Origin of the sequence: Rugamonas apoptosis (assembly GCF_014042355.1) — a bacterium.
Lineage (GTDB): Bacteria > Pseudomonadota > Gammaproteobacteria > Burkholderiales > Burkholderiaceae_D > Rugamonas > Rugamonas apoptosis.
Map to the genome: position 1 here is coordinate 519,882 of NZ_JACEZU010000003.1, position 12,502 is coordinate 532,383.

The 12,502-nt window shown below is 64.2% G+C and carries 8 protein-coding genes; 7 read left to right on the forward strand and 1 reads right to left on the reverse strand.

Annotated features, from left to right (window positions below):
• Nucleotides 1–141 precede the first annotated feature (141 nt).
• A complete protein-coding gene (locus tag H3H39_RS08965) occupies nucleotides 142–2,310 on the forward strand; it encodes a methyl-accepting chemotaxis protein (protein ID WP_229217933.1) in 2,169 nt (722 codons plus the stop codon).
• Here the strand turns inward: H3H39_RS08965 and H3H39_RS08970 are convergent.
• A complete protein-coding gene (locus H3H39_RS08970; RefSeq protein ID WP_182152996.1) occupies nucleotides 2,304–3,095 on the reverse strand; it encodes an AraC family transcriptional regulator in 792 nt (263 codons plus the stop codon). The two genes, H3H39_RS08965 and H3H39_RS08970, sit on opposite strands and share 7 nt — an antisense overlap.
• 168 nt (nucleotides 3,096–3,263) lie before the next feature.
• Here H3H39_RS08970 and H3H39_RS08975 point away from each other — a divergent pair, with 168 nt between their 5' ends.
• The 6 genes from H3H39_RS08975 to H3H39_RS09000 all read left to right on the forward strand — a co-directional run bounded on the left by H3H39_RS08975 (nucleotide 3,264) and on the right by H3H39_RS09000 (nucleotide 12,489).
• Entirely contained in the window at nucleotides 3,264–4,475 is a 1,212-nt protein-coding gene (locus tag H3H39_RS08975; protein ID WP_182153099.1) for an MFS transporter, read from the forward strand.
• A 36-nt stretch (nucleotides 4,476–4,511) separates the two neighbouring features.
• Complete coding sequence (gene rraA / locus H3H39_RS08980) at nucleotides 4,512–5,006, forward strand: ribonuclease E activity regulator RraA (protein WP_182152997.1); 495 nt, start codon at nucleotides 4,512–4,514, stop codon at nucleotides 5,004–5,006.
• 315 nt (nucleotides 5,007–5,321) lie between these two features.
• The gene (gene aceA / locus H3H39_RS08985) at nucleotides 5,322–6,620 is read left to right on the forward strand and encodes an isocitrate lyase (protein ID WP_182152998.1); all 1,299 of its coding nucleotides are present in this window, start codon (nucleotides 5,322–5,324) and stop codon (nucleotides 6,618–6,620) included.
• 522 nt (nucleotides 6,621–7,142) lie between these two features.
• Entirely contained in the window at nucleotides 7,143–8,393 is a 1,251-nt protein-coding gene (locus H3H39_RS08990) for a 23S rRNA (adenine(2030)-N(6))-methyltransferase RlmJ (RefSeq protein ID WP_182152999.1), read from the forward strand.
• A gap of 127 nt (nucleotides 8,394–8,520) precedes the next feature.
• Nucleotides 8,521–9,801 carry an EAL and HDOD domain-containing protein gene (locus tag H3H39_RS08995; RefSeq protein ID WP_375540413.1) on the forward strand — a complete coding sequence of 427 codons (1,281 nt, stop codon included), beginning with the start codon at nucleotides 8,521–8,523 and terminating at the stop codon, nucleotides 9,799–9,801.
• A 396-nt stretch (nucleotides 9,802–10,197) separates the two neighbouring features.
• A complete protein-coding gene (locus tag H3H39_RS09000; protein ID WP_182153001.1) occupies nucleotides 10,198–12,489 on the forward strand; it encodes a putative bifunctional diguanylate cyclase/phosphodiesterase in 2,292 nt (763 codons plus the stop codon).
• Nucleotides 12,490–12,502 lie beyond the last annotated feature (13 nt).

Genomic DNA, 12,502 nt, shown 5'->3' on the forward strand with positions numbered 1-12,502 from the left:
GCGACGTCCTGTTGCATTGTTAATCCAGTTTCAGTTTTTCCGTTTCGTTTTCGGCTTCGTTTTCAGCTTTATCTCCAGCGTCGTTACCAGCATTGCCACCGTCACATCAGATGACGTTCATAACACCTACTGGGAGTTGAGATGTTCGCTAACATGAAAGTGGCCACCCGCCTTGGCCTGGGATTTGGCGCCGTCGTCGTGCTGTTGCTGGTGCTGTCGGTGGTGAGCGTGATGCGGCTGGGGGCGATGAACGAGGGCATACGAAAAATCACGACCGACCGCTACCCGAAAGTGGTGTTTTCCAATGAAGCGATCAAGCGCACCATCGACAATGGCCGTTTGCTGCGCAGCATGCTGCTGTCCACCAGTGACGAGGAACGCGAGAAGTTCCGCCGCAGCGTCGAGGCTAACCGGCCCAAGATCACCGAGGCGCTGTCCAAGATGGAAAAGCTGATCAGCACGGAGAAGGGCCAGACCCTGTTCAAGGACATCACGGAAAAGGCCGGCGTCCTCACGCCCAAGTATGAGCAGCTGTATGCACTCACCAAGTCGGATCCGAAACGGGCGGCCGAGTTCCTGCGCGGCGAGTTCGCCGACGCCAACAATGCCTACTGGGCGTCGCTGGAAACGATGGCGAAATTCCAGAGCGAGCTGATGGATCAGGAATCGGCGACGGCCGACACCAATTACCTCGATACGCGCCGGCTGGTGATCGGGCTGTCGGCCGTGGCCGTGCTGGCGGCGATCGTGATCGCCTGGATGATCACCTTCGACCTGGTGCGCCGCCTCGGTGGCGAGCCCGGCTACGCGGCCGAGTTGATGGAAAAGGTGGCCAAGGGCGACCTCAGCGCCGAAGTGAAGACCCGGCCCGGCGACACCAGCAGCATGCTGTTCGCCGTCAAGGAAATGATCGGCAAGCTGCAGCAGGTGGTCAATGGCCAGCGCGCCGTGGTGGCGGCGGCCAACCGCGGCAATTTCGAGGCGCGGGTGGACTTGAACGGCTTGCAGGGCTTCCAGCGCGAGATGGGCGAAGGCTTGAACCAGCTGGCCACCACCACCGGCGCCAGCATCGGCGACGTGGTGCGGGTAATGGGCGCCGTCTCCGATGGCGACCTGAGCAAGACCATCGACCAGCCTTACGAGGGCGCGTTCGGCGAACTCAAGCAGTACGCCAACAACACGGTGGCCAAGCTGGGGCAGGTGGTCGATGGCCAGCGTGCCGTGGTGTCAGCGGCCAACCGGGGCGATTTCGAGGCGCGGGTGGACTTGAATGGCCTCAAGGGCTTCCAGCGGGAAATGGGGGAGGGCTTGAACCAGCTGGCCACCACCACCGGCGCCAGCATCGCCGATGTGGTGCGGGTGATGGGCGCCATGTCCGATGGCGACCTGACCAAGACCATCGACAAGCATTACGAGGGCGCGTTCGGCGAACTGAAGGAATACGCCAACAACACGGTGGCCAAGCTGGCCGAGGTGGTGGCCGAGGTCAACACCAATGCCGAAGCGCTGGCCGCCGCCTCGGAGGAAGTGAGCGCCACGGCGCAATCGCTGGCCCAGGCCGCCAGCGAGCAGGCCAGCAGCGTCGAGCAGACCTCCGCTTCGGTCGAGGAAATGACGGCGTCGGTGGCGCAGAACACGGAAAACGCCAAGGTCACCGATGCCATGGCCAGCAAGGCGGCCAGCGAGGCCAGCGAGGGCGGCGAGGCGGTGCGCTCGACCGTGTCGGCCATGAAGCAGATCGCCACCAAGGTCTTGATCATCGACGATATCGCCTACCAGACCAATCTGCTGGCCCTGAACGCGGCCATCGAAGCGGCCCGCGCGGGCGAGCACGGCAAGGGCTTCGCCGTGGTGGCGGCCGAAGTGCGCAAACTGGCCGAGCGCAGCCAGGTGGCGGCGCAGGAGATCGCGGAAGTGGCCAGCGGCAGCGTCAACCTGGCCGAGCGGGCAGGGCAGATGCTGGGCGCCATGGTGCCCAACATCAAGCGCACCTCGGACCTGGTGCAGGAGATCACGGGCGCCTCGGAGGAACAATCCGTGGGCCTGGGCCAGATCAATTCAGCCATCAGCCAGCTGAGCCAGACCACCCAGCAGAACGCTTCCGGTTCCGAGGAACTGGCGTCCACGGCCGAGCAGATGAGCAGCCAGGCCGAGGAATTGCAGCAGACCATGGGCTTCTTCACGCTCGGCAACGGCAAGCGGCGGCCTCAGCGCGACTCGATCAAGATGGTCAAGCCCCGCCAGTTCTCCCCGCACATCATGTCGAGCAATATCGGGGAACCCGACGAAACGGACTTCGTGCGCTATTGAAAGTCGAAGAAGGCCGACGGCGAGCAGCCGAAGGTCTTCTTGAACATGGCGGAAAACGCCGACTGGCTGGTGTAGCCCAGTTCCTGGGCCACCAGCAGCAGCGGGGTGCCGCGCGCGATCATGGGCGCGGCGTGCGCCAGCCGCACCTGCTGGCGCCACTGGCCGAAACCCATGCCCAACTCGCGCTCGAACAGCCGTGCCAGCGTGCGTTCCGACGCGCCCACCTGGGCGGCCCAATCCTTCAACGTCAGTTCCGCACCCGGCGCCGCGATCAGGGCCGCGCACAGCGCCTTGAGCCGCTTGTCGTCCGGCAGCGGAACCCGGATCGGGCGGGTGGCCGAGCGTGCCAGTTCATCGAGGATCAATTCGCCCAGCAGCGCTTGACGCGCCGATTGTTCGTGCTGGTCATGCTGTTCCAGCGCCACGATCAGTTCGCGCAGCAGGCTGGACACTTCCAGCACCTGGCACATTGGGCCCGCGAATGGCGCCCGGTCCGCATGCACGAACAGGGGCCGCAGCTGGGTCGTTTCCAGCACCGTGATGGCATGCTCCACCTCGGGCGGGATCCAGATGGCGCGCAATGGCGGCACGATCCAGCTGCTATTGTTGGCCGTGACCCGCATCACGCCTTCCAGCGCGTAGGTCACCTGGCCCCACGGATGGGAGTGGGGCAACAGCGCGTCGTCCGCCTGCAAGTCGCGGCCGGACATGGTGAGCGGCCGCTCCGGCGTGGGGGCGTTGCGGCGCCAGTTGACATCGGTGTGGGTCGCGATAGAAATGGCCATGATGTGTGTTTGGCAGATTTGCGATAAATTTTGTCTTACTATCTTAAAACAGTCGCGCGCCAATTGCTTACACTGGCTCAGTTATTTTCTTACTTATTTTGTAACTGGAGCGACAACATGCGTAGCACCACCTCTCCCGCCGCCCCGGCGGCCGGTCCCGCGCCGGCCATGGCGGACGGCGCCGAAGCGCTGCGGCGCGACGCCCGCGTGATCGGCCTGGTCGGCCTGGCGCACGGCACTTCCCACTTCTACCACGTGATCCTGGCCGCGCTGATCCCCTGGCTCAAGCCGGCCTTCCAGCTCAGCTACGCGGAGCTGGGGCTACTGATGACGGTGTTCTTCACCGTGTCCGGGGTGGGGCAGGCCATGGCTGGCTTCGTGGTTGACCGGTTCGGCGCGCGCAGCGTGCTGTTCGGCGGCATCAGCCTGCTGGGCATCTCCGCGCTGCTGCTGTCGGGCGCGCACAGCTATACGATGCTGGTGCTGGGCGCGTTCGTGGCCGGCTGCGGCAACAGCGTGTTCCACCCGGCCGACTACACCATCCTCAACCAGCATGTGGCGCGCACCCGGCTGGCGCACGGGTTTTCCGTGCACGCCATCAGCGGCAATATCGGCTGGGCCGTGTCGCCGCTGTTCCTGACCTTTGTCGCCAGCCACACCGACTGGCGCACCGCGCTGCTGTGCGCGGCCGCCGTGCCGTGCGCCGTGCTGGCGCTGCTGGTCTGGCAACGTGATGCGCTGCGCTCCAGGCCTTCGGCGGCGCATGCGGGCGGCGCGGCCGAAGGCTCGTTCGCCTTCCTGCGTTTGCGCGTGGTGTGGATGTGTTTCGCCTTCTTCCTGATTTCCGCCGCCGCGCTGGCCGGCATCCAGTCGTTCGCCGTCACCAGCCTGGTCATGCTGTACGGCATGCCGCTGGCATGGGCCGCCTCCGGCTACACGGCCTACATGGCGGCGTCGGCGGTGGGCACCTTGTACGGCGGCTTCCTGGGCGCCGGCTCGGTGCGCCATGAGCGTGCCATCATGCTCGCGTTCGCGCTGGCCGCGCTGATGGCGCTGGTGCTGGCCACGGCCGTCGTGCCGTCCTGGCTGGCGCTGGTGTTGATGGGACTGATCGGCCTGGTGACGGGCGTGGCCGGTCCCTCGCGCGACCTGATGATCCGCAGCGCGACGCCGGCCAACGCCACCGGCAGGGTGTTCGGCGTGGTCTACTCGGGCCTGGACAGCGGCCTGGCGTTGGGACCGCTGCTGTTCGGCGCCTTGATGGATGGCGGCCACCCGGCTGGCGTGTTCGTCGGCATCGGCGTGTTCCAGGCGCTGGTGATCGTCACGGCGCTGGGTGTGGGCGGCCAGGTTCGCCCACCGCAGCCGCAAACGGCATAGAATGGTCGCCATCTTAACTACCCTGTGGAAATGACGATGAGCTTTGCAACCACCGATCTGTGCGACGACAACGCCGCCATGCTGGAAGATGGCCGCCTGGCCGCGCTGCCGCCTGTGTTCCGCCATTACGGCCAGCATGTGCGTTTCGCCGGCCGCGCCACCACCCTCAAGGTGTTCGAGGATAACGCGCTGGTGCGCAGCACGCTGGAGACGCCCGGCAACGGCAACGTGCTGGTGATCGACGGCGGCGCCAGCCTGCGCCGCGCGCTGGTCGGTGGCCAGTTGGGGCTGCTGGCGCAGGACAATGGCTGGGCCGGCATCGTGATCGATGGCTGCATCCGCGACACCGATGAAATCAACGCCTGCGCCATCGGCGTGCGCGCGCTGGGCGCCCATCCGCAAAAGAGCAGCAAGCGCGGTGCGGGCGAGCGCGACATCCAGGTCCAGATCGCCGGCGTGACCGTGCGTCCCGGTGACTGGATTTATGTGGATGCCGATGGTGTGCTCGTAGCGCAACAAAAACTGGCTTAAACCGTCTCCTTTTGTCATTCCGCCCGGCCGGCTGCTTCAGTCTGCCGGGCGGTTTGTCTTTTGCGTCCCACTTTTTTCATCTGGCGGGAAGTGTGTTTCACATCGCGAAATGCACTGTGGATTCGCAGCAACGTCTCCTTTCACGGGAAGAAACTTCGTCCCGTATCCTGAAAAATAAATCGTAAGTATTTGATTTAATGTCGTATTAATTTGCTTATGTGTCTTATATAAGAGTATTGTTGCGGGGCACAACTGGGGCTATGATGGTTTTAACGGATTTCGTTTTAACGCTAGTACGCAATTGAGGAGAACATCGTGGCCACCCGTGAACAGCAAATCGCCGCCCTGCAACATGACTGGGACACCAACCCGCGCTGGCAAGGCGTGACCCGCAGCTACAGCGCGGCCGACGTGGTGCGTTTGCGCGGTTCGCTGCAGGTCGAGCACACGCTGGCCAAGCGCGGCGCGGAGAAGCTGTGGCACTTGCTGAACCACGAGTCGTATGTGAACGCGCTGGGCGCGCTGACGGGCAACCAGGCCATGCAGCAGGTGAAGGCGGGGCTGAAGGCGATTTATTTGTCGGGCTGGCAGGTGGCGGGCGACGCCAACCTGGCCGGGGAAATGTATCCCGACCAATCGCTGTATCCGGCCAATTCCGTGCCCATGGTGGTCAAGCGCATCAACAACACCTTCCAGCGCGCGGACCAGATCCAGTGGTCCGAAGGCAAGGACGATATCGATTATTTCGCTCCCATCGTGGCCGATGCGGAAGCGGGTTTCGGCGGCGTGCTGAACGCCTACGAGCTGATGAAGTCCATGATCGACGCCGGTGCGGCCGGGGTGCACTTCGAAGACCAGCTGGCGTCCGTCAAGAAATGCGGCCACATGGGCGGCAAGGTGCTGGTACCCACGCGCGAAGCGGTGGAGAAGCTGACGGCGGCGCGGCTGGCAGCCGACGTGATGGGAGTGTCCACGCTGGTGATCGCCCGCACGGACGCGGAAGCGGCCGACCTGCTGACGTCGGACGTGGACGACAACGACCAGCCGTATTGCACCGGCGAGCGCACGGTGGAAGGCTTCTACAAGGTCCGGCCGGGCCTGGAGCAAGCCGTTGCGCGGGCGCTGGCGTATGCGCCATACGCCGACCTGGTGTGGTGCGAGACGGGCAAGCCGGACCTGGCCTTCGCCAAACGCTTCGCCGAAGCCGTGCACGCCAAGTTCCCCGGCAAGATGCTGGCCTACAACTGCTCGCCCTCGTTCAACTGGAAGAAGAACCTGGACGACGCCACCATCGCCAAGTTCCAGCGCGAGCTGGGTGCCATGGGTTACAAATTCCAGTTCATCACGCTGGCTGGTTTCCATGCGCTCAATTACGGCATGTTCAACCTGGCGCACGGCTATGCGCGGCGCCAGATGTCGGCCTTCGTGGAGTTGCAGGAAGCGGAGTTCGCCGCCGCCGAGCGGGGCTTCACGCCCGTCAAGCACCAGCGCGAAGTGGGCACCGGTTATTTCGATGCCGTGACCCAGTGCATCCAGAATGGCCAGAGTTCGACCACGGCGCTGCACGGTTCGACGGAAGACGAGCAGTTCTTCGACGCCAAGAAAGTGGCCTGAGCGGGCAGGGCGCGAAAAATCGGGACGTGACACGATTCGCGTAAATCGGGACGTAACACCATTTACGCAAATGAAAAGCCGCAGGCGGACGCAGGGTCCCGTCGCGGCTTGTTGCTGGCCCGGACCAGTGACCTCGTGCTTGGGCAGGTGCTGTTTGAGCGACGTCGGCGGACGCGCATTGCGTGCCGTGGTCATCGCCGTAACTGTAGCTTCAGAACGCGGTTTGTCCGGGGGCCAGGAAGGTCAGCGGACCGACATTGTTGAATGCCATAATATCCTCCATTAAATACGCCTTGCTTGCGAGTGCAGCCTGGCAGCTTCCTCTTATCTAGCGTGGACAAGTCCGCTTCGACGCATTCGGCATCGCACGGCGGCGGGCCCGGTTTTTTGGCGTGGCCGCCTTTCTGGTGGATAATGCTGCTTATTGCGCGCACCAACGCGTCTCCCGCTCCGGGCCGGACGCCGCCCGCGCGGCGCATGCCGCCGCCGCACCGCCCACCTATTTGAGGAATTACCAAGCTTATGTTGAGTTACCGCCACGCTTTCCACGCGGGGAATCACGCCGATGTGCTGAAGCATTTCGTGACCATCCAGCTGCTGCAGTATCTGAATCAGAAAGATACCGCCTACAGCTACATCGACACCCACTCCGGCGCCGGCGTGTACGCGCTCGACGGCAACTTCGCCTCCAAGAACGCCGAGTTCGATACCGGCATCGGCCCCCTGTGGGACCGCACCGACCTGCCCGCACCGCTGAAGGAGTACGTGGACCTGGTCAAGGCCATGAACCCCAGCGGCAAGATGCGCTACTATCCCGGCTCGCCATACTGCGCCGACCAGGTGGCGCGCGAGCAGGACCGCCTGCGTCTGTTCGAGCTGCATCCGGCCGACGCCAAGATCCTGGCCGACAACTTCCGCAAGGTGGAAGCCCATGCCGCCGCGCAGGGCGTGCGTCCCACCACGCGCGGCAAGCGCGTCATCATCACCAAGGGCGACGGCTTCCAGGGCCTGAAAGCCTTGCTGCCGCCGCCATCGCGCCGCGCGCTGGTGCTGTGCGACCCGCCGTATGAAGACAAGATGGATTACCGCAAGGTCAAGGACATGCTGGCCGAGGCGCTGGGACGCTTCCCCACCGGCACCTACGCCGTCTGGTATCCCTTGCTGCACCGCATGGAGTCGCGCCAGTTCGCGGACAAGCTCAAGCAGTTGCCGGCCGAGTGGCTCAACGTCACGCTGACCACGCACACCCCGATGCCGGACGGCTTCGGCCTGCACAGCAGCGGCATGTTCATCCTGAATCCACCGTACACGCTGGAACCGATGCTGAAGCAAGTGATGCCTTACCTGGTGCAGGCGCTGGGCAAGGACGAGGGCGCCCGCTTCACGCTCGAAACGGGCACCCAGGTGACGGGACGGTCCCGCTTGTCGGGTGCCAGTGGCGTGCAGGCCGAAGGCCGTGGTCCGCAATCGGGCGCGCGTGGCCCGCAGGCTGGTGCACGTGGGCCGCAAGCGGGCGCCCGTGCTCCCCAGTCCGGCGAGCGCGGCACGCAGGCGGGTGGACGCGGACCCCAAGGAGGCCCGCAGTCTGGCCCACGCGGCGCACAAAGCGGCCCACAGTCCGGTCCGCGCGGTCCGCAGAGCGGCCCACAGTCCGGTCCACGCGGTCCGCAAAGCGGCCCTCGGAACGGCCCATCGGGTGGCCGCGGCGGCGCGAGCGGCGCTGGCCGTGGTCCGGCGATGGCTGCGCGCAACAGTGGCTCACGCAAGCCATGATTTTACGCAATAAAATATTGTCAAGAGTGCACGGCCGGGTATAGTCTTATATCAACGGGTACGTCGCAGCGACGTACCCGCCGGGCTTGCTGCGGACCCGCCGCGGCCACGAGTGCTGATCTGAGGTATGCGCATGACCTTGTCGCAGCCAGCCACCGCAGTACCGCCGTACGCCAACAATTTTTTCCTGGCGCGGCAACCGATACTCAACCGGCAGCAACGCCTGGTTGCCTACGAATTACTGTTCCGTACGGCGGCCGAACGCAACAATGCCAGCTTCATCGACCACACGGAAGCGACCGCCACCGTGATCGCCCACGCCTCCGAACTGGGCATGGGCAGGGTGGTGGGCGACCAGATGGCCTACGTCAACGTCGACACGGTGGGCTTGATGAGCGACTTCATCAACTTCCTGCCCACCGACAAGGTGATCCTGGAAATCCTGGAGTCCGTCAAAGCCACGCCGGAAGTGCTTGAACGGGTGCAGGAACTCAAGCTGGCCGGCTTCAAGTTCGCGCTCGACGACGTGGTGGCCGAATCGGATGATGTGCGCAAGTTGCAGCCGCTGTGCGACGTGATCAAGATCGACATCAAGGACGTGCGGCCGGGCGCGTTGTCGACCCTGACGCGGGGCCTGCGCCATCCCAGGCAAAAACTGCTGGCGGAAAAAGTGGAAACGATGGAAGAGTTCCAGCAATGTCTGGCGCTGGGTTTCGAATACTTCCAGGGTTATTATTTCGCTCGCCCCGTCATCCTCAGCGGCAAGAAGATCGCGCCGTCCCAGCTGACCATCCTGCACCTGCTGGATTTGCTGAGCCAGGATGCGGACACCCAGGCCATCGAACGCAGCGTCAAGCACGACGCGCTGATCACGCTCAACCTGCTGCGACTGGTGAACACGCCAGCCGTGGGCGCGCGCTACCGCATCAATTCCGTGGGACATGCGCTGGTGGTGCTGGGGCGGCGCCAGTTGCAGCGCTGGTTGCAGATCCTGCTGTACGTGAAATCGGGCCAGCAGCATGAATTCACCTCGCCGCTGCTGCAACTGGCCACCACGCGCGGCAAGACCATCGAACTGCTGATGGAAAAGCTGCGCCCCGGCCAGCGTGTGTGCGCCGATATCGGCTTCACGGTGGGCATCATGTCGCTGATGGACACGCTGTTCTCGGTTCACATGAAGGACGTGCTCAACAGCGTCAACGTGCTGGACGAGGTACGGTCCGCCTTGCTGCACCACAGCGGCGACTACGGCAGCATGCTGAGCCTGATCGAGCACCTGGAAACGGACAGCGACGGCCAGAGCCTGAGCCGCATGTTGCACGAATTGCAGCTATCGCCGTCGGAACTGTATGCGATACAGTTGGCCGCATTTGATTGGGTCAATGATTACGCGCATGGGATGCAATAAGAAGACATTTCAAAATGACCGTGGCGTCGTTGCAGCTCCTTGCCGTGCAGGCGCACTGTCTTCGTCGCTGCGCCTCGCCACGCTCATTCTGAAATGGCTTCTAAGCGGGGGTGGGCCGGGTAAGGTCATGGCCAGGCGCTCCCACCGTCCGCGGATGCTGGCGTTTTCGTTATCGTCCTGGTAACGTCACTTTCATCATGGCATGAATGGTGCTTATCCCCCTTTGCCAAAAGCTGTTTCCGCGCGAACTACCAGCCCCATGCCATCAGCACCGGGGACTGATCAAACCAGCAGAGCATTTCTTTAGTGTCACATGCTTGCCTGTGGTGCATAAGCTGCACACTTCGGTGCATGTGATCGTCGATAGAGCATCCGTTCGCATGTCCAGGCTCAGTCGTGTTCGATGAAGACATGCCCTTTTTCAGGAATCCGCTTTTGGATAGTCAGCTCAAACAGCTTCTCCCCACTCGTCCCCAGCCCGATCCGATGGATGCGATCGCCGGACTGGGTCGCTGGAATCTGGACCGGGACAGCGCGTACTGGTCGTTCTCGCCTATCGCCTTGCAATTGTTGGGCATCGACACCGGCCCGATGGCCGCTCACTGGTTAGCCTGCGTGCTCGCCGAGGATAAGCCAGCGTTGGCTTCCGCGACGGCGGCCATCCTGCGTGACGGCGCCGCCGTGACCTGCGAATTCCGCACGGTCGAGCGCGAGCGTGGCATGCAATGGCTGCGACTGCAGTCACTGGCGGCCGGGGATGGCCTGGTGGCCAGCGGCATCCTGACCGATATCACCGAGGCCAAGCGCGCCGCGACCCGCGAACGCTTCAACTTCGCGTTGACCCGCTATTTGATCGGAACGGATACGTTTGATGATGCGGTCGACAAGATCCTGCACCTGGTGTGCGAGGAACTCGGATGGGAGTGGGGCGCCTTCTGGGCGCGGGAGTGCCAGGGCGACACCGATACGCTGCGCTGTCGCCATGTCTGGCACCACCCGGAGCACGACTACGCGCAATTCCGTGGCGCCGCGATGCGGCTCGCCGTCAAGCCGGGGCAGGGGCTGGTGGGTGAGACGTGGCTGACGGGGAAGTCGCAATGGATCGAGACCTCGGCCACCCATGCCGATATGGCGCGGGTGCGCGCCGCGCGGCGCTGCGGCTTGCGCTCGGGGTTCTTTTTCCCGGTGACGTACGTGGCCGCCGACGGCGAGTTGCACCGCGCCGGCGTGCTGGAATTCTTCAGCGTCGCGCCGCGCCAGCGCGAAGCCCAGTTGCCCGGCCTGGCCGAATCGATCAGCGCGTTGATCGCGCAAACGGCGCAGCGCCTGGTGCAGCAGGAGCGGGTCCGGGTGTTGGCGCAAACGGACGAGATGACGGGCTTGATCAACCGCGCCCATTTCCATAGCTTGCTCGACGCGGCCTGCGCCCGAGGCCGGGAATTCGGCCTGTTGTACATCGATCTCGATCAATTCAAGCCCATCAACGACTGTCTGGGGCATGCGGCCGGCAATGCCGTGCTGTGCCAGTTCGCGGCACGCCTGCGGGGGCTTGCCGAGGGCGGGTCCGTGGTGGCGCGGCTGGGCGGTGATGAGTTCGCGCTGCTCACGCCCGCCGGGCTGAGCCGAGAAGAGCTCGACGCCCTGGCGGGCGAGGTGCTGGCGGCGGCGCGGGCGCGGTTCCAGTATCAGGGCCATGCCTTATCGGTGTCGGCCAGCGTCGGTATCAGCCAATTCCCGCTGCATGGCGACAACACGGCGCAACTGCTGCATGCGGCCGATGCCGCGATGTACGTCAGCAAGGGCAATGGCCGCGACCTGGTCAGCTATTTCAGTCCCGACGATAGCCAGCAGCGCACCATGGCAGCCCTGCTGATGCATTCAGCGCTGCAGGACGCGCTGCAGCGCGATGAGTTTTTCCTCGAGTACCAGCCGATTTGCGACACCCAGAGCTCCCGGATGGTGGCGTTGGAAGCGCTGATCCGGTGGCGCCGGGCGGACGGCAGCATCGTTCCCCCTGATCAATTCATCCCGATGGCCGAGCAGAGCCGGCTGATCATCCAGATCGGGCGCTGGGTCATCGCCCGCGTGTGCCAAGATCTGTCGGCGCTGCGCGCAGCGGGCATGCCGCCGCCGCAGGTCCACATCAATATGGCCGCGCCCGAGTTCCTCGACAGCGAGCTACCGGCGCAACTGCTTGCCATCACCGCCGCCGCCGGCATTGCGCCCCGGCAAATCTGCCTGGAGCTGACCGAGGGCGTCATTATGCAGCGGGTGGAGCAGGCGCTGCCCATCATGCACGAGCTGACGCGGCTGGGATTCGACATCAGCCTGGACGACTTCGGGATGGGCTATTCCTCCCTGTCGCGCCTGAAGGCCTTGCCCATCGCTTCCCTGAAAATCGATCGCCTGTTCCTGCGGGGCGTGCCCGCGGATCGCAATGACGTTGCGATCGTGCGCTCCATCATCGAGCTGGGACGCAATATGAAACTGCGTGTCATTGCCGAGGGCGTGGAGCAGGATGCGCATCTTGGCTTCCTGCGCCAGTGTGGCTGTTCGCTGGTCCAGGGCTACCTGCCTGGCCGTCCCATGCGCCTGGCGCAGCTGATGGCCGCGCATGGCGTGGGCGCGCCTGGGGTAACGGCCGCGGCCACGGCCCCGTCGCCGGTTTCGATTTCCGCATTTCATTAGAGGGCACGCAAAT

Bases quoted from the DNA above. Each gene is read 5' to 3' on its own strand.
- H3H39_RS08975 (WP_182153099.1), top strand. From the start codon at position 3,264: ATGGCGGACGGCGCCGAAGCGCTGCGGCGCGACGCCCGCGTGATCGGC.
- H3H39_RS08970 (WP_182152996.1), bottom strand. From the start codon at position 3,095: ATGGCCATTTCTATCGCGACCCACACCGATGTCAACTGGCGCCGCAAC.
- H3H39_RS08965 (WP_229217933.1), top strand. From the start codon at position 142: ATGTTCGCTAACATGAAAGTGGCCACCCGCCTTGGCCTGGGATTTGGC.
- H3H39_RS08995 (WP_375540413.1), top strand. From the start codon at position 8,521: ATGCGCATGACCTTGTCGCAGCCAGCCACCGCAGTACCGCCGTACGCC.
- H3H39_RS08990 (WP_182152999.1), top strand. From the start codon at position 7,143: ATGTTGAGTTACCGCCACGCTTTCCACGCGGGGAATCACGCCGATGTG.
- rraA (WP_182152997.1), top strand. From the start codon at position 4,512: ATGAGCTTTGCAACCACCGATCTGTGCGACGACAACGCCGCCATGCTG.